Annotated in this window: 22 protein-coding genes; 10 read left to right on the plus strand and 12 right to left on the minus strand. The window is 64.7% G+C overall.

The features are described 5' to 3' along the window. The first annotated feature begins 30 nt into the window (after nucleotides 1-30). Nucleotides 31-1,086, plus strand: a complete 1,056-nt coding sequence (locus tag ACOYW5_RS04240) for a FecR family protein (protein WP_423068011.1) — start codon at nucleotides 31-33, stop codon at nucleotides 1,084-1,086. A 12-nt stretch (nucleotides 1,087-1,098) separates the two neighbouring features. On the opposite strand, the gene yidD is transcribed toward ACOYW5_RS04240, so the two are convergent. Next, nucleotides 1,099-1,410, minus strand: coding sequence for a membrane protein insertion efficiency factor YidD (yidD, locus tag ACOYW5_RS04245; RefSeq protein WP_423068012.1), 312 nt, complete (start codon nucleotides 1,408-1,410; stop codon nucleotides 1,099-1,101). Next, nucleotides 1,410-1,862, minus strand: a complete 453-nt coding sequence (locus ACOYW5_RS04250; RefSeq protein WP_423068013.1) for an iron-sulfur cluster assembly scaffold protein — start codon at nucleotides 1,860-1,862, stop codon at nucleotides 1,410-1,412. The genes yidD and ACOYW5_RS04250 overlap by 1 nt, the downstream gene beginning before the upstream one ends. Nucleotides 1,863-2,016: 154 nt before the next feature. Between ACOYW5_RS04250 and folE the strand changes: the two genes are divergently transcribed. Beyond that, nucleotides 2,017-2,640, plus strand: coding sequence for a GTP cyclohydrolase I FolE (folE, locus tag ACOYW5_RS04255; protein WP_423068014.1), 624 nt, complete (start codon nucleotides 2,017-2,019; stop codon nucleotides 2,638-2,640). A 38-nt stretch (nucleotides 2,641-2,678) separates the two neighbouring features. Beyond that, entirely contained in the window at nucleotides 2,679-3,116 is a 438-nt protein-coding gene (gene hisI / locus ACOYW5_RS04260; RefSeq protein WP_423068015.1) for a phosphoribosyl-AMP cyclohydrolase, read from the plus strand. A 2-nt stretch (nucleotides 3,117-3,118) separates the two neighbouring features. On the opposite strand, the gene ACOYW5_RS04265 is transcribed toward hisI, so the two are convergent. Then, nucleotides 3,119-3,352, minus strand: coding sequence for a SlyX family protein (locus ACOYW5_RS04265; protein ID WP_423068016.1), 234 nt, complete (start codon nucleotides 3,350-3,352; stop codon nucleotides 3,119-3,121). Next, nucleotides 3,349-4,098, minus strand: coding sequence for a rhomboid family intramembrane serine protease (locus ACOYW5_RS04270; protein ID WP_423068017.1), 750 nt, complete (start codon nucleotides 4,096-4,098; stop codon nucleotides 3,349-3,351). Before ACOYW5_RS04270 ends, ACOYW5_RS04265 begins: the two co-directional genes overlap by 4 nt. A 187-nt stretch (nucleotides 4,099-4,285) precedes the next feature. Here ACOYW5_RS04270 and ACOYW5_RS04275 point away from each other — a divergent pair, with 187 nt between their 5' ends. The 3 genes from ACOYW5_RS04275 (at nucleotide 4,286) to ACOYW5_RS04285 (ending at nucleotide 6,435) form a co-directional block, all read left to right on the plus strand. Further along, a complete protein-coding gene (locus ACOYW5_RS04275) occupies nucleotides 4,286-4,948 on the plus strand; it encodes a PAS domain-containing protein (RefSeq protein ID WP_423068018.1) in 663 nt (220 codons plus the stop codon). A 104-nt stretch (nucleotides 4,949-5,052) separates the two neighbouring features. After that, the gene (locus ACOYW5_RS04280; RefSeq protein ID WP_423069403.1) at nucleotides 5,053-5,676 is read left to right on the plus strand and encodes a PilZ domain-containing protein; all 624 of its coding nucleotides are present in this window, start codon (nucleotides 5,053-5,055) and stop codon (nucleotides 5,674-5,676) included. Nucleotides 5,677-5,808: 132 nt separating this feature from the next. Beyond that, nucleotides 5,809-6,435: a transglutaminase-like cysteine peptidase gene (locus tag ACOYW5_RS04285; RefSeq protein WP_423068019.1), complete on the plus strand. Its 627-nt coding sequence runs from the start codon at nucleotides 5,809-5,811 to the stop codon at nucleotides 6,433-6,435. 6 nt (nucleotides 6,436-6,441) lie between these two features. On the opposite strand, the gene ACOYW5_RS04290 is transcribed toward ACOYW5_RS04285, so the two are convergent. Next, on the minus strand, nucleotides 6,442-6,762 hold the full coding sequence (locus ACOYW5_RS04290) for a DUF6949 family protein (protein ID WP_423068020.1): 321 nt from the start codon (nucleotides 6,760-6,762) through the stop codon (nucleotides 6,442-6,444). Between the two features lie 98 nt (nucleotides 6,763-6,860). Here ACOYW5_RS04290 and ACOYW5_RS04295 point away from each other — a divergent pair, with 98 nt between their 5' ends. Then, on the plus strand, nucleotides 6,861-7,529 hold the full coding sequence (locus ACOYW5_RS04295; protein WP_423068021.1) for a hypothetical protein: 669 nt from the start codon (nucleotides 6,861-6,863) through the stop codon (nucleotides 7,527-7,529). A gap of 13 nt (nucleotides 7,530-7,542) precedes the next feature. On the opposite strand, the gene ACOYW5_RS04300 is transcribed toward ACOYW5_RS04295, so the two are convergent. From ACOYW5_RS04300 to ACOYW5_RS04310, 3 genes are all read right to left on the minus strand, one after another. After that, on the minus strand, nucleotides 7,543-7,761 hold the full coding sequence (locus tag ACOYW5_RS04300) for a DUF3126 family protein (RefSeq protein WP_423068022.1): 219 nt from the start codon (nucleotides 7,759-7,761) through the stop codon (nucleotides 7,543-7,545). 103 nt (nucleotides 7,762-7,864) lie between these two features. Then, the gene (gene cysE, locus ACOYW5_RS04305) at nucleotides 7,865-8,689 is read right to left on the minus strand and encodes a serine O-acetyltransferase (RefSeq protein WP_423068023.1); all 825 of its coding nucleotides are present in this window, start codon (nucleotides 8,687-8,689) and stop codon (nucleotides 7,865-7,867) included. A 162-nt stretch (nucleotides 8,690-8,851) separates the two neighbouring features. Continuing rightward, nucleotides 8,852-9,607 (minus strand): alpha/beta fold hydrolase, encoded by a 756-nt coding sequence (locus tag ACOYW5_RS04310; RefSeq protein WP_423068024.1) that lies wholly within the window; start codon nucleotides 9,605-9,607, stop codon nucleotides 8,852-8,854. Between the two features lie 216 nt (nucleotides 9,608-9,823). On the opposite strand from ACOYW5_RS04310, the gene ACOYW5_RS04315 reads away from it, so the two are divergent. From ACOYW5_RS04315 to ACOYW5_RS04325, 3 genes are all read left to right on the plus strand, one after another. Next, nucleotides 9,824-10,069 carry a zinc-finger domain-containing protein gene (locus ACOYW5_RS04315; RefSeq protein ID WP_423068025.1) on the plus strand — a complete coding sequence of 82 codons (246 nt, stop codon included), beginning with the start codon at nucleotides 9,824-9,826 and terminating at the stop codon, nucleotides 10,067-10,069. Nucleotides 10,070-10,078: 9 nt separating this feature from the next. After that, the gene (locus ACOYW5_RS04320) at nucleotides 10,079-11,320 is read left to right on the plus strand and encodes an FAD-dependent monooxygenase (protein WP_423068026.1); all 1,242 of its coding nucleotides are present in this window, start codon (nucleotides 10,079-10,081) and stop codon (nucleotides 11,318-11,320) included. Nucleotides 11,321-11,392: 72 nt separating this feature from the next. Continuing rightward, on the plus strand, nucleotides 11,393-12,727 hold the full coding sequence (locus ACOYW5_RS04325) for a TCR/Tet family MFS transporter (RefSeq protein ID WP_423068027.1): 1,335 nt from the start codon (nucleotides 11,393-11,395) through the stop codon (nucleotides 12,725-12,727). Between the two features lie 15 nt (nucleotides 12,728-12,742). Here ACOYW5_RS04325 and ACOYW5_RS04330 read toward each other — a convergent pair whose 3' ends face one another. From ACOYW5_RS04330 to ACOYW5_RS04345, 4 genes are read right to left on the minus strand one after another with little or no spacing between them, the layout of a single operon-like run. Next, nucleotides 12,743-14,281, minus strand: coding sequence for an exopolyphosphatase (locus ACOYW5_RS04330; protein WP_423068028.1), 1,539 nt, complete (start codon nucleotides 14,279-14,281; stop codon nucleotides 12,743-12,745). Further along, complete coding sequence (locus ACOYW5_RS04335; RefSeq protein ID WP_423068029.1) at nucleotides 14,278-16,449, minus strand: RNA degradosome polyphosphate kinase; 2,172 nt, start codon at nucleotides 16,447-16,449, stop codon at nucleotides 14,278-14,280. Before ACOYW5_RS04335 ends, ACOYW5_RS04330 begins: the two co-directional genes overlap by 4 nt. Continuing rightward, the gene (locus tag ACOYW5_RS04340; protein ID WP_423068030.1) at nucleotides 16,442-17,188 is read right to left on the minus strand and encodes a hypothetical protein; all 747 of its coding nucleotides are present in this window, start codon (nucleotides 17,186-17,188) and stop codon (nucleotides 16,442-16,444) included. Before ACOYW5_RS04340 ends, ACOYW5_RS04335 begins: the two co-directional genes overlap by 8 nt. After that, nucleotides 17,185-18,369, minus strand: coding sequence for an AI-2E family transporter (locus ACOYW5_RS04345; protein ID WP_423068031.1), 1,185 nt, complete (start codon nucleotides 18,367-18,369; stop codon nucleotides 17,185-17,187). Before ACOYW5_RS04345 ends, ACOYW5_RS04340 begins: the two co-directional genes overlap by 4 nt. Nucleotides 18,370-18,372 lie beyond the last annotated feature (3 nt).

An 18,372-nucleotide genomic window follows, 5' to 3' on the forward strand; every position in this document is an offset into this window, starting at 1 on the left:
TACGCTCGCTCGGCTGCGCAGGAGGGGGATGTGCTCAGGGGCTTTGGACTTCTCGTATTTTTGGTTTGTCTGCTTGGCGGCCCGGCAGTTGCTGAGACCGGGCAAGCGGTGGCCGTAATTACCGATGCGCATGCCACTATTGCCGGCACGACGCGAGTATTGCGGGCTGGCAGCGACCTCGCGATTGGCGAAACCGTGACCACGGACGCCAATGGCCAGGTCCAGGTATTGTTCTCGGACAACACCGAGCTGGTGATCGGGCCGAACTCGTCGCTGGTGCTCGAAGACTATCTGCTCCGAAACGACGGTTCCGTCGGCAAGCTGGCGGTGAATGCCCTCAACGGCACGTTCCGGTTCATCACCGGCGACTCCGCCAAGGACCGTTACGCGATCAAGACTCCAACCGGCACGATCGGCGTCCGGGGAACCGCCTTCGATTTCTTTATCTTCAACGGCATCACCTATCTCATCATGTACCACGGGAGCACCGCGCTGTGCGGCGTTTCCGGCCAGTGCGTGGAGGTCAGCGAGAGCTGCCAGATCGGCACGACCGACGGCGCCAGCGCCAGCGTGGTCGGCCTTTCGATGAACGCCACCGACGAGGAACGGGCCTCTCTCCGCGCCGGCTTCCGCTATGCCGACAATCAGTCCCCGCTCGAGGAGAGCTTCCGCCTGGCCGAGGTTCCGGCCTGTCAGTTGGCCGGTCCCGGCAAACTCCTTCCCGTCAGCATCGCCGGCGTGCTTGCGACCTGCAGCCCCGTCATTGCCGAACAGTATCAGGGAACTCTCAGCCGCTGGGGTGAGTGCGGCGCGGCCGTCGCCGGCTATGTCGGATCCCTCGATCCCAACACACCTGAGGGCGTAGAGGCCATTGCGGAGCTGATCGTCCAGCTTGCGGAGCTGTTCAAGCCTGGCGAGGAGTGCGACGAGCGCCCGACCGAGTTGCCAGATGCCATTACTTTTGCCGGCAACACCATCCTCGATGAGGTGCGCCGCCTGGCGAGCCTCGGGATCGCCAAGACCATCGAGGATTGCGTGATCACCAGGACCGCGGTCATCAACCCTCGAATCGTCAGCCCGAGCTGACGGCGGCCAAAGCTACTTCCACCGTCCATACGTCCACGGCACATACCAGTGCGCCGTGGGAGGCACCACGTCAGGCACGGGATCATAGCCATGCGTGCCGCCCGGCCGGCACCGGACAATTCGCGCCAATCCCATCCAGCCACCCGGCCAGAAGCCGTGGCGCCAGATGGCGTCGCGTGTGAATTCCGAGCAGGTCGGCGCGTGCCGGCAGTTGCGGCCGACGAACATGCTGAGCGAATAGCGGTAGCCCTGGATGAGGACGTACGAGGCAAGCTTGAAGGGCCAGTCGATGATGGTCCAGAACAGGCGGACGGCGTCGGACATTACCCCGCCGCCGCGACTCGTGGTGCTTCGATCCGGTCTAGCGCCTCGCAGACGGCGTCGAAGACCAGCAGTGTAGAGGTGTGGCGCGGGCGGTACTCGCGCACCGGCTCGAGATACTTGAGGTCCACCCACTTGTCGCCCGAGGGCGGCGGGCCGTCGGCCTTGAGCATCGCCGTCATCTGGTCACGCACGCGGCGAAACTCGGCAATCGGAGTGCCGACGACATGCGCCGCGACCACCGCTGCCGAGGTCTGACCCAATGCGCAGGCCTGGATGTCATGGCCGTAGCCCGTGATCACACCGTCCTCGACGTTGATGTCGACCTCGATCGTCGAGCCGCAAACGCGGCTCACCCGGCGGGCGCTGGCATCGGGATTGATTAGGCGACCCGGACGCGGCTGATTGCCGGCGAGTTCGAGTATCCGGTCGGAATAAAGATCGCTGAGTTCCATGATTGTCGCGAAACTGTTCCTTGGCCGCCTGCGTTTCCACTCCTATATAGTAACGGAATGTCCGCAAGTCAGGGGCGTCCACGTCGCTGACAAACCGTGAACCGCTAGGCGACCTATTGCGTCGGTCGCCGGAAATTGACCGGAAGAGAGAAAAATGGACGCCCGCGCGAAGCAGCAAGAGTCTGCCCCCATTGTTGCCGACTATCCCCGGCCCAGCCGCGAAGAGGCCGAGGCGGCCGTTCGCACGCTGATCGCGTGGGCGGGCGACAATCCAAATCGCGAAGGCCTGCTGGACACGCCAAGCCGCGTGACCAAGGCCTATGGCGAGTTCTTCGGCGGCTACCAGCAAGCCGCCTCCGAGGTGCTCGACACGACCTTCAAGGAGGTTGGCGGTTACGACGACATCGTCCTGGTCAAGGACATCCCGTTCGCCTCGCATTGCGAGCACCACATGGTGCCGTTCTTCGGCAAGGCGCATATCGCTTACCTGCCGAGCGACGGGGTTGTCGGGCTGAGCAAGCTCGCCCGGCTGGTCGACGTCTATGCCCGGCGCCTGCAGGTTCAGGAGAACATGACCCAGCAGGTCATCGACGCGATCAACGAGGAGCTCGAGCCTCACGGGGCGGCCGTCATGCTCGAGGCAGAGCACATGTGCATGTCGATGCGCGGCGTCCGCGCCCACGGCGCCCAGACCACCACGCTGCGCTTCACCGGCAAGTTCGCCGAAGAGCGCGACCTGCAGGATCGCTTCTTCGCCCTGATCGCACGGCGCGGCTGATCTGGCACATTGCTCGGCGGGCGGCTACAACCGCCCGCATGAGCAAACTATTCGCCGACCCCAGCACCCTCACGCATGCCGAGCAGGAAGAAGGCACACTGTTCGCGCCGAAATTCGACGCGCACGGCCTCGTCACTGCCGTAGCGCAGGAGGCGGGCAGCAACCGCGTGCTGATGGTCGCGCACATGAACGCCGAGGCGCTCCAGCTCACGCTCGAGACCGGCACGGTCCACTACTACTCGCGCTCGCGCCAGAAGATCTGGAAGAAAGGCGAAAGCTCGGGAGAACTCCAGAAGCTCATCGAGATGCGCACCGATTGCGACCAGGACGTCATCCTGATGTCCGTTGAGCAAACCGGCCGCGGCGCCGCCTGCCACACCGGCCGCAAGAGCTGCTTCTACCGCATCGTCATCGACGGCCAGACTCTACGCCAAACGGGCGAGCCGAGACTGTTCGACCCGGACGAGGTCTACTAGGCTCAGTAGTGCGGCGGAGGCGGTTCGAGACCCGGCGCCAGTGCCGGGTGCGATTCCACTTCCTTGAGTTGCGAGCCGAGGTTGTGGACCTCGCGCGTCAGTGCCTCAATTTCCTTGAAGTGCAGCGCCAAGGCCTGGTTCAATTCCTCGATCGCCTGGTCCTGGAAGGCGATCGTTGTCTCCAGCGCCTCGATCCGAGCGGCGAGGTTGCTGCGGGCTTCGGTCTCAATCGTCATGACACGTTCTCCTTGGGCCGGCGTTCGAACAGTGGGGCGAGGAACAGGCCGGCGAGGAAGCCGCCCAGGTGCGCCTGCCACGCGATACCGACCGATTGCCCGACCAGCATGGGCAGGAACGGCACGGCAGCGTTCAGTACGAGCCATATACCAATGAAGAAGGCGGCCCGCTGGTTGCGCGCCAGGTCGCGGAGAGTCGCGCTGCGCCGCCCGAGCACCCGTGTTGCGCCCGTCTCGGGATCGCGCGCCACGATCACCGGCTGGAAGATGAAGCGGCAGGCCGCCCCGGTCAGTCCGGCGATGCCGCCAGACGCCCCGATGAGCAGTTGTAGTTCCGGCAGCGTCGTCGCGGCAAAGAACGCGGCGCCGGCCACCGCGCTGGCGGCGAAGAGAATCAGCGTGGGAATCACCCCGTAGCGACGGGCCACCGGGGTGCCGAAAATGGCCAACCAGGCGCAATTGATTAAAAGGTGCTCCCATCCGGCGTGCAAAAAGGCATGCGAAAGCGGGGTCCAGAGCAGCGGTATCCACCCCCCGACGAACTCCTGCGGCAGCATCCCGCGGAGGGGAATAAAGCCGAACCAGTAGAGCAGCTCGGCGTCGCCAGACTCGTTAAGAACGAAGGTTCTGGCGAGGTGTACGGCCAGCATGGCACCCAGCATGAGGGTCACCACGCCCGGCAGCAGGATCGCCGGTTGGTGCTCCCCTATCCCTTGATTTTGCTGGCCTTTATCGTCGTCAGACATGAAAACTCCCGGATTTCCGGGCTTTGTAGCCCATTCCCCCGACTTATCCACACGGCACCTGCCGCGTTAACCCTAACAATTGATTAAGGGCGATTTCGTCTACGTGTTTTGCCACTCTACTGACCTGCGGCGGTCGCCCCTTCCCCGGGATGCGGCTTTCGGGGTTTGGGAAAAGGCAAAGAAGACTATGCAAAAGGCCAGCACCAAGGCGCTGTTCGACTATTGGAATGCGCTTCGTGGCTCCCGCAGCGCGCCAGACCGGCGCGACATCGACCCTACCCGTATCCGCTCGGCGCTTGCGAATACCTTTATTCTCGAGCTCAACGAGCGCCGCGAGTTCGACTTCCGCCTCGCCGGCTCGCATCTTTGCTCGGCCTATGCCCGCGAGCTCAAAGGCCGCTCTTTTACGCGTCTGTGGCACGACCGTGACCGCGACGCCATCGACACCCTGATCCGCGCCGTCACCGAGGATCATGCGGTTGCCCTCGTCACATTCCAGGGCACGACAGCGGTGCACACCCGCCTGTCGGTCGAGACCATTCTGCTGCCGCTGCGTCACAACGGCAGCACCGAGACACGCCTGCTCGGCGCCATGACCTCCATCGACGAGCCCTACTGGTTCGGCGTGCAACCAATCCTCGAGCAGCGCATTACCGGCCTGCGCCTGATCTGGCCGGACGATGTTGCGCTGTCCGACATGGGCAAGGACGTGATGGCAGCCGTTCCGGCCGAGGATCTCGCCTTTGCCACCGGCGGTTCGCCCGTCCCTGCCCCGATGTCGGCGACCGTATTCGGCCGTTCGGCACGTCGCTATGCCCACCTTGCCGTCATCGATGGCGGTCGGCGCTAATAAATCGACATCTGCGGGCAATTGGCGCCGCAGACCTTACCTTCGATTAACCAAGCCTGGATTAGCGTACGAGGGTCAATAGCTTGGCCCGGCTGGTCCGCAAGATGCTCACCGAAGATTCCCGTCTGGCGAGACCCGCGCGCAGCTATGCGCAGATGCCGCAGTTCCAGCGCGTGCGGGCGTCCCTGCTCGGCCGCTACATGCTGACCGACCGGCGCGAGTTTCCGTGCCAGGTCCTCGAGATGTCCCCCGGTGATGCGGTGGTGATCGCGCCCGTGTCCGGCGTCGCCGGCGAGCGCGTCATTGCTTATCTCGATCATATCGGCCGCGTCGAAGGCGATATCAGCGAAATCATCGATGGCGGCTTCCGCATGGCGATCGCCGCCACGTCGCGCAAGCGCGACAAGATGGCGGCACAGCTCACCTGGCTCGCCAACAAAGACATCCTCAACCTGCCCGAGGATCGCCGCCACGAGCGTGTCGTGCCCGACAACCGGCATTCCACCGTCGTCCTCGATGACGGCCGCCGCTACAACTGCAAGATCATCGACATCTCGCTCTCGGGCGCGGCGATCGAGCTCGCCGTGCGCCCGGCCATGGGTACGCCGGTTACGCTGGGCCGCATGCGCGCGAAGGTCGTCCGCCACTTCGGCGACGGCGTCGCCGTGGAGTTCGTCTCCGCGCAGGAAATGCTGACCGTCGTCCAGCAGAACCTCCGGATCAACTGATCCGTTCACCCGTTTCTCATGCCTAACAAGTCCTCACCGGGACTGTTCAAACTTGCATAAAAACTAGCTTGCAGTTTTTCGGTCGGGGCAATTCGCCCCCGGCATCTTGGTTCCCAACAAGGGGCCTCCAAGATGTCGAGCCAGATCAAGTCGTACTTCAGCGTTGCAATGGTGTTCGCGATGGCGCTGTTCATCCTCGCCATGCCGGCCCGTGCCGACCAGGTAGACTTCGCCAACGCGGCCTTCGCCCCCGCCGGCAAAACCACCAGCATCCCGGTCGGCGCTTCCGAGTTCTGCAAGACCCATCGTGCCGAGTGCAAGGCCAACTCGGGCGCCGTTTCGGCGACCGTGCTGACCGATGCGCGCTGGAACGAGCTGGTCGATACCAACAACCTTATCAACGCCGCCGTTGTCCCCGTCTCCGACCAGGATCTCTACCGCGTCTCCGAGTACTGGGCCTATCCCGACGGCTACGGCGACTGCGAGGATTTCGCCCTCGCCAAGCGCAAGGAACTGATCGCGCGCGGCTGGAACCCCTCGACGCTGCTGATGACCGTGGTGCGCCAGCCCAATGGCGAGGGCCATGCGGTGCTGATGGCCCGCACCGATCGCGGCGACCTCGTCCTCGACAACCAGAACGGCCAGATTCTGCTCTGGAACCAGACCGAATACACCTACCTCAAGCGTCAGTCGCAGGCCGATGCCGGCAAGTGGGTCGACCTGCTGGATGACCGCGCCACCTTCGTTGCGTCGAAGTAAGCTGCTCTAGGCGACGACAGCGAAATAGCTGCCGACAAAGATCAGCCCGGTCACGAAGGCCCAGCCGAAGGCCACGAACGCGGCCACGAGCGCCAGCGTCAGCGACAGCGTGCCGTTGCGATCGCTTTTCCAGCCCATCTGCAGCATGATGTAGGGGCCGCACACAAAGCTCATCGCGAGGTGGCCGAGCGTGTGGAGGAAGGTTTTGCCGTCGTATCGCAGCATGGCCTGGGTCTTGGCGAAGCCCTGGTACAGGTGCGTGCCCATGCCGGCGATGGTGAGCCCGGTCGCCATGATCAGTCCGGCCAACAGCAATTCACGCAACATTACTCAAGCCCCAGATAGCAACCTTAACCCTTTGTTAAGCATACCGGGCGCCCATTCGGCTGTCACGTCGTCCCGCGCGCAGTTGGTTAATTCCCACAATGGCCGGCCAAGCTGAGGCCCACGGGCCACACCAAAACCTCGGGTTCAACCTCGCCGCCATCGCCGTCCTGATGGCATTGTTGGGCCTTGGCGGCGCCTATCTCTTGGATGGCGCCGGTCGCAGCGCGCGCACGCAGCCGCACCGGCTCGATGCCGAAACCACCCTCACCCGCACGCTCGGCGGCGCCGATCTCGAAATTCCGCGCTCCTGGTTCCGCTACGAAGAGCAGCGGATCGAGGGGTTTGCGAAGGAAATCGACCTCAGGCTCGAGCTGCCGCTGGCCGACAACGGCAAGCTCGTCGCCATCGACGTGACGCTCTTGCCGCGCAGCCGCGTTCGCCCAAGCGCCTCGCTGCTCGATGGCGTCTACCTGCACCAGTTCGTGCCGGAGCAATTGAGCGGTCCGCCCGGCCTCGTCGGCAAGCCGCTCAAGCCGACCGAGGGTTATGCCGACGAGACGGTCTGGTACGACCCGCTGTCGGCCGAGCCGTTCGTCACCAAGTGCTCATCGGCGATATCAGGGAAATCCGGGGGGCAGTGCCTGCGCACGGTCTATCTCGGCCCCGGCATCGCGGCGATCTACGCCTTCCCGGAAGCCGCGCTGATGCACTGGCGCGACTTCGATCCGATGCTGGGCGACAGGCTGAAACAGATCGGGGCGCTCTAGGCGCCCCGTATCCTTATTGAATCTCGTCGAGATCGACGTCGAGGATGGCCATCTGGAAGTTGTAGGACCGGTCGCCGTCCTCATCGTCCACATAGATCAGGCCGAGAAACTCCTCGCCGAGGTAGACCTCGACGCTGTCGTTCTGCTTGTTGCGCGGACGGACGTCGATATTCCGGTTGCCGAATTTCTGCTGCAGGAACTTCTGGAGCTTGATGATCTCGGGGTGGTTCATGGCTGCCGCCTTCTAAGGGGTCGATTTGGGATCGCCACAATAGGCATTGCGACCCCCGGAGCAATCCCGGAGCGACGATTTTTTCGGCCAGCCCTGCGGCAGATCAGCCGGTGACGTCCTTGACCACGCCGAGCTGGTCCATCACCGAAGCCGGGTGCGGAGTGCCCGCTTCGCCGATCACCTTGGCCGGAACGCCGGCCACGGTCACCCGCGGCGGCACTTCCTTCACGACGACGGAACCGGCGCCGATGCGAGCGCAGTCACCGACCTTGATGTTGCCGAGCACCACGGCATGGGCGCCGATCAGCACGCCGTTGCCGATCTTGGGATGCCGGTCTTCCTCGGACTTGCCGGTACCGCCGAGGGTCACGCCCTGAAGGATCGAGACATTGTCGCCGATCGTCGCCGTCTCGCCGACGACGAAGCCGGTCGCATGGTCGAGCATGATACCCTTGCCGATTCGCGCAGCCGGATTGATGTCCACCTGGAACACGGCGCTCGAGCGGCTCTGCAGATAGAGCGCAAAATCCTTGCGGCCGTTTGTCCACAGCGCATGCGCAAAGCGATGCGTCTGGATGGCGTGGTAGCCCTTGAAATAGAGGAAGCAGTCCACCGCCTTGTGCAGGGCGGGATCGCGCTCGAGCGTCGCAGCGAGATCCGCGCGCGCTTCCATGCCGATCTCGGGTCGAGCCTCCAGCGCATCCTGGAACGCCTGGCGGATCAGGTCGGCCGAAACATCAGGGTGATCGAGACGCTCAGCGAGCCGGTGCGCCAGCGCGTCCTCGAACGCAGAGTGATTGAGGATGTTGGAGTAGATCAGGTTGGTCAGGGACGGTTCGCTGGCCACGATCTGGCGCGCACCGGAAACCACTGCATCCCATACGGGGTCGATCGCCGTGACCCCTGCCGTCTTCAAGTTCGAGCTCATCCGTGTCTCCATCGGCGGATGCCGATATAAGCCAACCCGTTCTCAGATACCAACCCTTAGCGCGTAAAAATGTTCGCCGCGCGTCCGGTCGCGTCCAATGGTTACTCCCTGAAGCGCCCTCAGGAGAAGTTGCAGACGTCTCCGGTTCGAGAGCGCGACAGCTCAAACCCCGTGCTGTGCGAGGAACTCCAGTGCCGCGGCCTTGAACTGCTTGTCCCCGGTCGCCCGCATGTGATCGCGGCGGTCAATGGTGAAAGCCTCGCCGTGCGGCAGCAACTCCGCCAGCGCATCCGCCGAGCCGGCCATGTCGTCCTCGCTGCCGACGGCAACCAGCACCGGCGCCTCGATCCTGCGGACGTCCGACTCGCGCATCGGCTCGCGTGAACTGATCATGCAGGCGGCGAGCGCGGCGCGGTCGGCCTTGTTGTGGTCGGCGAAGATGCGGAACTGCCGTCCGGACCGGCCAGTGACGTGCTCGAGCGACTCGGCCGTCAGCGCCGCGATGATCTCCTCGCTGTTCTCGAGCCCGGTAATGAGGTTCCGCCCCATGCCGCCCCAGACGGCGCAACTCACGAGCGACGGATGGTTCAGCATCAGGTAGGCGGTGATCCGCGCACCCATCGAGTAGCCCATCACCGGCGCGCGCGTGATGCCGAGATGCGCCAGCAGCCGCCGTGCGTCCTCGGCCATCTCATGGGCGAAATAGAGCTGCGGATCGTAGACCTTGCGCGAGGCGCCGTGGCCGCGGTTGTCGAAGGTGATCGGCTGGTACCCGGCGCCGCTCAGCGTCTCCACCCAGCCGGTGTCGATCCAGTTGATCTTGCCCGACGAGGCGAAGCCATGGATCAGGAGGATCGGCCGGCCCTCGCCATGCACCTCGTAGTCGATGGCAATGCCGGCGGAATTGAACTGGGGCATGGATATTCCTCGGCAAAGCCAGAGTGGCACATTCGAGCCTCATACACAGGCTGTCATCCCTGCGAAAGCAGGGACCCAACTCATCGCCCGCGCCGGCTGACAGCTGGGTCCCTGCTTTCGCAGGGATGACAGCCGGTTGTTGTGCAGTCACCGAGCACTTGTCGCACCAGTACGCCGCCGCTATGTTCGCGCCGAATTCGAACCGAGGATCAACCGATGGCCCACGAGAGCACCCCGCACTTCCACAATACCGAAGGGCTGCGGAGTATTCGGATCGGGTCAAAGGAATTCCAGTGCGTCGGCGCCCTGCCCCCGTTCGATCACCCACACATCTATCTGGACATGGGCAAGGATAACGAGATCGTCTGTCCGTACTGCTCGACGCTGTACCAGTTCGACGGCACGCTGGCCGCCGGCACGTCCGAGCCGCTCTCGGCCATCTATCACTCCGAAGCCGCCTGATTCCCCGCCATGTCCGGTAACGGACGCACCGTCTACATCGCCGGTGCTGGCATCGCCGGCATGACGCTCGCCCTGGCGCTCGCCAAGTTCGGCGCGACGGTCGTCGTGCTCGAAAAGCGCGATGCGGTGCAGGAAGTCGGGGCCGGGCTGCAGCTCAGCCCGAATGCCCGCAAGATCCTCAACCGCCTCGGCCTCGATCGCGCCATTGCGGCACGGGCGTTCGAGCCTGCCGGCATCGACGTCTACCCCTATGGCGCCACCCAGCCGCTCATCACCCTCGAGCTTGGTGACATAGTCGAGCAGCAGTTCGGCGCCCCCTATGCCGTGATGCATCGCGCCGACCTCGCGGACCTGCTCTACAAGGCCTGCAAGCGCTTCGCGAATATCGACATGCTGTTCGGCGTCCGTGCCTATGACGTGGTCAGCCATGCCCGCGGCGTCTCGGTCACTGTCGACGAAGCCGATGGCAAATCGCGCTCGGCCCGCGCTTTCGCCTTCATCGGAGCGGATGGGGTGAACTCACGGACCCGCACTGGAATCCTGATGGGCCCCGAAGCCACCTATTCCGGCATGGTCGCCTGGCGCATCACCCTGCCCCAGAACGCGCTCGACCGCGTACTGGCCCCCAATCGCACCGGCCTGCTCTGGGGGCCCGGCTACCATGCCGTCACCTATCCGCTGCCCTACCGCCAGCAGGTGAACATCGCGCTCTTTGCCAAGGTGAAGGAGCAACTGGCGTTCGGCGAGAACCCGCCCCGCGCGCCCGAACTTCCCTGGGCGGCCCGCAAGAGCCGGCAGTTCGACGTTATCCGAGAAGCCGCCGGCAACGATTGGGGCTATTGGCCGATGTCGACTGTCGCAACCCCGACTTGGACAGAAGGCGGCGTCGGCCTCATCGGAGACGCGGCTCACGCCATGATGCCGTTCCAGGCCCAAGGCGCGGTCATGGCCATTGAGGATGCTGCCATCCTTGCGCCGCTGCTGATGACCGAGGCAGAGGCCGAAACGGCGCTGAAGCGTTACGCCGCTCTGCGCCAGCCGCGCGTGGACCGCGTGCGAAAGCTTTCGAACTCGAACGGCTTCGCCTTCCACCTCGAGTGGCCGTTTACGCTGGCCCGCAACGCCGTTGTGAAGCTCCAGGGAACGCGCGGGCATTTGAAGCGGTTGAGCTGGCTCTACGGCTACGACGCGGCCCCCGATCCGGACACGGTCCCCGCCCTGCCGAGACCGCCGCGACAGGACGTCCACTAATCTCCTCGGCGCTTGCCTTCACCAAGGCCGATGTGTCAACTGCCGCCCACCACAAGGGATTAACCCCCGCGCATGCCCGTATCACCCCAGTCCAACCTCACCCTTATCTGCGTGCTGGTCACGATCTTCCTGGACATGCTGGGCTACGGCATCATCCTGCCCGTGCTGCCCGAGCTGATCGGCCAGCTCTCGGGCGGCAGCGTGGCGCAGGCGGCCGTCATCGGCGGCTACCTCGTCTTCGCCTATTCGCTGATGCAGTTCCTGTTCGGGCCGGCGCTCGGCAATCTCAGCGACCGGTTCGGCCGCCGCCCGATCATCCTGGTCGCGCTGGCGGGCCTCACCATCGACTACACCATCATGGGCTTCGCCAATACGATGGTGCTGATCTTCATCGGCCACACCATCGCCGGCATTTCCGGTGCCTCGGTGGCAACGGCGACCGCCTACATCGCCGACATCACGCCCAAGGATAAGCGCGCCCACCGCTTCGGTCTGATTGGCGCCGCCTTCGGCCTCGGCTTCATTTTTGGCCCGGTGGTCGGTGGCCTCCTCGGCGAAATCGGCCCGCGCTGGCCGTTCTATGCCGCTGCGGCGCTTGCCGGCGCGAACCTGCTGTTCGGCTTCTTCGTGCTCCCCGAGAGCCTTGCGAAGGAAAAGCGCCGTCCCTTCGACATCCGGCGCGCCAACCCGTTCGGCGTGCTGTTCAGCCTCGGCCGGAACAGTCCGGTGGTGCTGTGGCTGCTCGCCGCACTCGGCCTCTTCGTCCTTGCCAGCCAGTCCTTTCCGTCGGTCTGGAACTTCTTCACCATCGAGGTGCTGAGCTTCTCGTCCGCCCAGATCGGTATCGCCTTGGGCACCTTCGGCATCGGCTTCGCGCTGAGCCAGGCGCTGCTGATCGCTCCGGTGACGAAGAAAATCGGCGAGTGGTCTACCGTGCTCCTCGGCATGCTAGCGGCTGCCATTGCCTTCACCGGCACGGCCTTCATCCATTCCGAGATCCCGCTCTACGGCTTCCTGATCCTCGGCTCGCTCGCCGGCCTCGCCGGCCCGGCCATCAACTCGCTGATGTCACGGCAGGTATCGGACGATGCGCAGGGCGAACTGCAGGGCGCCATCAACGCGGTGAACTCGCTGGCCTCGATCCTCGGGCCGCTCGCGGCGACGCAGCTGTTCAGCTACTTCACCCAGGCGCCGAAGGGGGCGTCCGGGTATTTCCCCGGTGCGCCGTTCCTCGGCGCCGGTATCCTTGTCCTCGCCGCGGCCGGCGTGTTTATCTACACGGTGCGCCGCTTCGACCTTATGCACCGCCCGTCAGTGTCCAAGAAGCCGCATGTGCATGAAATGGCCCAGCCCGGCCAGCAAGCGACGCCTCCGCACGACGAAAACGGCAACGGCAGCTCGAAGTAGCCGGCAGCTCGCCCGCTAGCGCGCCACGATATCGGTAAGTTTGTAGCCTGCAACGCCGGCCAGTTGGTCGAGCCGGCCGCGCAAATGCTCGCCATCGAGGAATGCCAGGTCCTGCGGCAGGATGAGCTTCAGGATCGGGCCATCCACCTCGAAGCTCACTCGCGACAGGATACCGGGCATCGCCGCCGACATCGGGTAGCCGACTCGGAAGATGGCACCCAGCAGCCGGGCGCGAGCGCTGAGCGCCGCCCCTGATAACGCCAGTACGTCGGCGCTGATCGACTTCTGCTTGAGTCCCATGTAGCGGACCGCCAGCACCTCGGCGAGGAACGCGCGGCCCGGATGGTCGATGCCGGTCGCGGCGCCATAGGCCACCATGTCTACCGCCTGCTCGCCGCGATAGTCGGGATGGCCGCGCCAGCCGATATCGGCGAGATAACAAGCGGCGCGACGCAGGCGCTCTTCCTCGGCCGTCTCCTTGACGCCGAGAATGCCGAGCAGCTTCGCCGAGAACGCGACGAGATCCTCGGCATGCTCCGGCGAGCGCGAGCGCAGCACGTTCACGTCCTCGGCCATCTGCATCAGCGGGTCGATCGCGCGCTCGTCCGGGTCGAGCAGGCCGAAGAGATAGCCCTCGCGCACCCCGAGAGCGGAGAACACGACGGTCGAGAACTTGCCCGCCCTAAGCACTTCGGCCATCACCGCGGCGCCGTAGGGCACCAGATCGCGCCGGCTGTTGCTGGCCAGCTCTGAGCCCGGATAGGTCTTGGCCGATCCCGTCGCGGCAACGATCTGCTCGCAGAGCTCGAGCATGTCGGCGGCCCCGACTTCGTAGTGCTGGATCATGTGCAGCGGGTAGTTGCGCAGCACCTGATGGATCTTGGCGAGCGACCGCCACGTCCCACCGATCGCGCAGAAGCTGCCGCCTTTGCCCTCGAGCAGCTTGGATTTCTTCAGCCGCCGCTTGGCGAGGGCCGCGGCCTTGCCCGGCGACCCCTCCGAATCGTCCTGCAGACGGATCACGCCGAGTTCGTGCGTTTCGCCGGTCGAGTCGGTTCCGCCGGCGATCGAGGACAACTCGAGGCTGCCGCCACCGAGATCGCCCACGACACCGCCGAAACTCGGCATCCCCGAAATGGCGCCCAGCGCCGCGAAATGCGCCTCCTCGGCCCCCGACAGCACGGTGACCTTGGCCCCCATGATCTCTTCGACGGCATCGACGAAGGCCTTGGAATTGCTGGCCTCGCGCACGGCCGAGGTGGCGAGGATGTGCGTCGTCCCCACCCGCATCAGCCGCGACACCAGCGCGAAGCGCTGGATGGCCGTTAGCGCGCGATCGATATTCTCGTAGGCGATCTTGCCCGTCTGCGCGAGGCCACGGCCCAGCGCACACGCCGTCTTCTCGTTGTAGAGCGGCGTCAGCGAGCGGGCATGACGTTCATAGACGACCAGACGCACCGAGTTGGACCCGATGTCGAGCACGGCAACAGGGCGCGCACCTTTGATGCGGCCCTGTGCGGTGGGGTCGGCGTCAACGCCCCAATATTGGTTCACTCAGTTCTCTCTTCGGTTTCGCGCTTCAGCGCGGTTCCGCGGCCGGAGAGGCTCGCATGCGTCATAAAGTAGTCGTGCGCGTTGTAGGGCTCCTCGCCCTCCTTCGGCTTTATCCTATCGGAACTGCCGTCGGGAAGCACCTCCCAGCTCTGCTCGTTGTCCTTCAAATACGCAACCATCGTGCGATCGAGGATCTGTTCGTGCACCGTGGGGTTGAGAATCGGCACCATCACCTCGACGCGCCAGTCGAGGTTACGCTGCATGATGTCGGCCGAGCTCATGTAGATCTTGGCTCGGCGCGACGGGAGCGGCGCGCCGTTGCCGAAGCAGAAGATACGGGAGTGCTCAAGGAACCGGCCGACCACCGACTTCACCCGGATGTTCTCCGAGAAGCCCGGTATCCCCGGCCGTAGGCAGCAGATGCCGCGCACGATCAGCTCGATCTTCACGCCCTTGTGGCTCGCGTCGTAGAGCGCATCGATGATCTCGGGATCGACCAGCGCGTTCATCTTGAGCCAGATATTGGCCGGCTCGCCGCGCTCGGCAAACTCCACCTCCTGCGCGATCGAATTGAGCAGCGTCTGGCGCAGCGTCACTGGCGAATATGCGATGCCCTCCATCTCGGCAGGCCGCGCGTAGCCGGTGATGAAGTTGAACACGCGCGCCACGTCGCGGGTGATCGCCGGCTCGGTCGTGAAGTAGCTGAGGTCGGTGTAAATCTTGGCCGTGATCGGGTGGTAGTTGCCCGTCCCGAGGTGGCAGTAACTCACCAGCTTGCCGGCCTCGCGCCGCACTACCTGGCTCATCTTGGCGTGCGTCTTCAGCTCGATGAAGCCGAACACCACCTGCGCCCCGGCCCGCTCGAGGTCGCGGGCCCAGCGGATATTGGCCTCCTCGTCGAAGCGGGCCTTGAGCTCCACCAGTGCGGTCACCGTCTTACCCGCCTCGGCCGCCTGCACCAGCGCCTTGACGATTGGGCTGTCGCGCGAGGTGCGATAGAGCGTCTGCTTGATTGCCACCACATCAGGGTCGCGCGCCGCCTGCATCAGGAACTGCGCAACGACGTCGAAGCTTTCGAACGGGTGGTGGACCAAGAGGTCCTTGGCGCGGATGGCCGCGAAGATATCGCCGTTGTAGTCGCGGATGCGCTCGGGGAAGCGCGGCAGGTAGGGCGGGAACCGCAGGTCCGGGCGGTCGATCGAGCAGATCCAGCTCGCATCGGCGAGACCGAGGAAGCCCTGGACCTCGAAAGTGTCGGTCGGTCCGATCCCGAGCCGCTCGGAAATGTGCCGCCGCAGGGCGCGCGGCATTTTCTTCTCGATCTCAAGGCGGATCACCATGCCGCGGCGGCGCTGGCGCAGGGCGGATTCATACTCGACCACCAGGTCGGCGGCTTCGTCGTCGATTTCGATTTCGCTGTCGCGGATGATGCGGAAGGCGCCCGAGCCCGAGACTGTGTAACCCGGGAACATCTTGTTGATGAACAGGTTGATCAGCGTGTCGATGGTCACGACCTCGACCCGCCCACCGGCCGTCAGGTCGGACGGCAGGCTGATGAAGCGATCGAGATTGGACGGCACGCGAACGAGCGCAGTCAGCGTCTGGGTCGAGCCATCGCGTACCATCTCGAAGGCGAGGGTGAAACCGAGGTTCGGGATGAACGGGAACGGGTGCGCCGGATCGACCGCGATCGGCGTCAGCACCGGGAAGATCTCCTCGCGGAACAGCTTCTGCAGGTACTTCACCTGATCGGCCGTCAGGTCGTCCGCCTCATGGATCACCACGTCCTGGGCGAACAGCTCCTCGCGCAGCTGCTGCCAGTGGTCCTGCTGCTCGAGATGCAAATGCTGCGCCAGCGTCGCGATCTCCTCGAGCTGCTCGGCCGGCGTCAGCCCATCGGCGCTCTTCGAGCCGAGCCCGGCGCGAAGCTGGCCCTTGAGGCCCGCGACACGCACCATGAAGAATTCGTCGAGGTTGGTCGCCGAGATCGAGACGAAGCGCAGCCGCTCGAGCAGCGGGTGGTGGACGTTGCCCGCCTCCTCCAGCACGCGCATGTTGAACTGCAGCCAGCTGACCTCGCGGTTGACGAACCGCGCCGGGCTCTGGCGCAGCTCCGCGACATCGGGCGCCTCGCTGGCCTCTTCCACGATCTCGCTCATCTCATTCATCGTCGTCGGCTCCCCAATCGAGCGCCAGTTCCATTTGGCCCTCGTCGCGCGTGGCGCCGCGCTGCTGCAGGGCTTCGTTTGCAATCGCGCGGGTGATCGCCGTACCACGTTCAAGCGCCGCGCGGTCCATCAGTTCCACCAGAGCCACCGCCTCTTCAGCGGAGCGCTCCATGCGGGCGACCAGATAGGCGATGATCCGGGGGTCGACCGCCACCTGGCGATCATCGAACAACTTCACGAACATCTGTGACAACTGGATGTCGTCGCTCAATGACACGCCGAAATGGGCCGCGAGTCGGGCCCGCGACTTCAGATCATTGGTCGCGAAGGGCCAGTTTGCAACGGGCTCGCGCGCCGTCAGCAGCAGCGGCCGCCGGTCGCGCATCGACTGGTTGAGCAGGTGGAACAGCGCCGCCTCGTCATAGCCGGCCCGATCGGCATCCTCGACCACCAGTGGCTGCGTGCCGCCGAGGCGCGAAAGCTCTTCCGCCGTCTCCGGCGTTGCATACCCGGCCCTGGTCAGCTCCGACCAAATCCGGGCCAGGTGCGACTTGCCGGCACTCGCCGGCCCCTCGATCAGCGTCAGCGGTCCGGGCCAACTGGCAAAGCCGAGGATATGCGCGTGCGCCAACCGATTGCCTTCACCGATGATGAAATCGTGCTCGGCATGAGAAGGCTCGTGGCCAAGCTCCAGGGCGAGCTGGCCGGATCGAGGCGCGACAGGTCCGGGGATACTCATTTCTCCGCGACGACACGGGTCCGGCGTGCCGGCTTCTCCACAGCGACCGCAGCGTCGGCAGGCGACTCCGTGCCCAGATAGAGGCTCGACTGCTGGTACTTCTGCAGCGCGTAGCGCGTCAGCACGCCGGTAATGGCGGCAAGTGGCACGGCGAGCAGCAGGCCGACAAAGCCGAACAGCAGCGCGAAGGCGAACAAGGCGAACATCAACCAGACCGGGTTGATGTTGATGCTCTGGCCGACAAGCTTGGGGTAGAGGATGTTGGCCTCGAGGAACTGGCCCACCGTGTAGATCGCCAGGATGATCAGCACGAATATCCACTGGTCGGGCCAGAACTGGACCAGTGCGATGGTCATCGACAGCGCGAAGCCGATCAGGAAGCCGACATAGGGCACGAAGCTCAGCAATCCACCGATCAGGCCGATGGCGAGACCGTAGTTAAGCCCGGCGACCGTCAGCGCTGTACAGTAGTAGACGCAGAGTACGAGTATCACGCCGCCCTGCCCGCGGATCACGCCGGCCATGGCGTTGTCGATATCGCGCAGCACGCCACGAATCTCGTCGCGGTAATTGCGGGGCAGCAGCTCGTCGCCACGTTTCAGCATGCCCTCCCAGTCGACCAGCAGGTAGAACGCGACGACGGGCGTGATGAACAGCACACCGATTGTACTGACCACGGTCAGGCCGCTGCTGGCCAGGGTCGCCGTCAGCAATCCGGCAAATTCGACCCCGCGGCCAATCATGTCGGCGAGGCTGCCCTCGAGCTGCGCCGCCCGCTCTGGCCCGATCCATTCGGTGAACTGCGGCATCCATTCACGCAGCAGCGCCTGCAGGTCGCTGACATAGCTCGGCAGCCGCGACACCAGCCCGCCAATCTGCGCGCCAACGAGCGGCACAAGGGCCAGCAGCAGGCCGACAAGCAGCACGAGCACACCGGTCAGCGACAGCATGGCGCCCCAGCTGCGACCGATCCCGACCTTCTGCAGCCAATTGACCACAGGGTTCAGCAGATAGGCCAGCGTCAACCCGACCACGAAGGGCAGAAGGATCGAACGGAACACCCACAGCAACAGGATGGCGCCCACGAACAGCGCCGCCCACACCAGAACCTGATTTCTGAGGCTCATCGTCTTGGGCGACGCTTGCGTCACCGAGGTGGAGCGGTTATCAGCGCTCGACAAATC

It is taken from the genome of Devosia sp. CN2-171, from assembly GCF_049354815.1.
GTDB lineage: Bacteria > Pseudomonadota > Alphaproteobacteria > Rhizobiales > Devosiaceae > Devosia_A.

What these genes read in the sequence shown, in the direction of transcription:
- ACOYW5_RS04335 (WP_423068029.1), bottom strand. Translation starts at nt 16,449, where the DNA reads ATGAATGAGATGAGCGAGATCGTGGAAGAGGCCAGCGAGGCGCCCGAT.
- ACOYW5_RS04310 (WP_423068024.1), bottom strand. Translation starts at nt 9,607, where the DNA reads ATGCCCCAGTTCAATTCCGCCGGCATTGCCATCGACTACGAGGTGCAT.
- ACOYW5_RS04340 (WP_423068030.1), bottom strand. Translation starts at nt 17,188, where the DNA reads ATGAGTATCCCCGGACCTGTCGCGCCTCGATCCGGCCAGCTCGCCCTG.
- ACOYW5_RS04250 (WP_423068013.1), bottom strand. Translation starts at nt 1,862, where the DNA reads ATGGAACTCAGCGATCTTTATTCCGACCGGATACTCGAACTCGCCGGC.
- ACOYW5_RS04300 (WP_423068022.1), bottom strand. Translation starts at nt 7,761, where the DNA reads ATGAACCACCCCGAGATCATCAAGCTCCAGAAGTTCCTGCAGCAGAAA.
- ACOYW5_RS04315 (WP_423068025.1), top strand. Translation starts at nt 9,824, where the DNA reads ATGGCCCACGAGAGCACCCCGCACTTCCACAATACCGAAGGGCTGCGG.
- ACOYW5_RS04325 (WP_423068027.1), top strand. Translation starts at nt 11,393, where the DNA reads ATGCCCGTATCACCCCAGTCCAACCTCACCCTTATCTGCGTGCTGGTC.
- ACOYW5_RS04265 (WP_423068016.1), bottom strand. Translation starts at nt 3,352, where the DNA reads ATGACGATTGAGACCGAAGCCCGCAGCAACCTCGCCGCTCGGATCGAG.
- cysE (WP_423068023.1), bottom strand. Translation starts at nt 8,689, where the DNA reads ATGAGCTCGAACTTGAAGACGGCAGGGGTCACGGCGATCGACCCCGTA.
- ACOYW5_RS04285 (WP_423068019.1), top strand. Translation starts at nt 5,809, where the DNA reads ATGTCGAGCCAGATCAAGTCGTACTTCAGCGTTGCAATGGTGTTCGCG.
- yidD (WP_423068012.1), bottom strand. Translation starts at nt 1,410, where the DNA reads ATGTCCGACGCCGTCCGCCTGTTCTGGACCATCATCGACTGGCCCTTC.
- ACOYW5_RS04275 (WP_423068018.1), top strand. Translation starts at nt 4,286, where the DNA reads ATGCAAAAGGCCAGCACCAAGGCGCTGTTCGACTATTGGAATGCGCTT.
- ACOYW5_RS04320 (WP_423068026.1), top strand. Translation starts at nt 10,079, where the DNA reads ATGTCCGGTAACGGACGCACCGTCTACATCGCCGGTGCTGGCATCGCC.
- ACOYW5_RS04295 (WP_423068021.1), top strand. Translation starts at nt 6,861, where the DNA reads ATGGCCGGCCAAGCTGAGGCCCACGGGCCACACCAAAACCTCGGGTTC.
- folE (WP_423068014.1), top strand. Translation starts at nt 2,017, where the DNA reads ATGGACGCCCGCGCGAAGCAGCAAGAGTCTGCCCCCATTGTTGCCGAC.
- ACOYW5_RS04270 (WP_423068017.1), bottom strand. Translation starts at nt 4,098, where the DNA reads ATGTCTGACGACGATAAAGGCCAGCAAAATCAAGGGATAGGGGAGCAC.
- ACOYW5_RS04280 (WP_423069403.1), top strand. Translation starts at nt 5,053, where the DNA reads ATGCTCACCGAAGATTCCCGTCTGGCGAGACCCGCGCGCAGCTATGCG.
- ACOYW5_RS04290 (WP_423068020.1), bottom strand. Translation starts at nt 6,762, where the DNA reads ATGTTGCGTGAATTGCTGTTGGCCGGACTGATCATGGCGACCGGGCTC.
- hisI (WP_423068015.1), top strand. Translation starts at nt 2,679, where the DNA reads ATGAGCAAACTATTCGCCGACCCCAGCACCCTCACGCATGCCGAGCAG.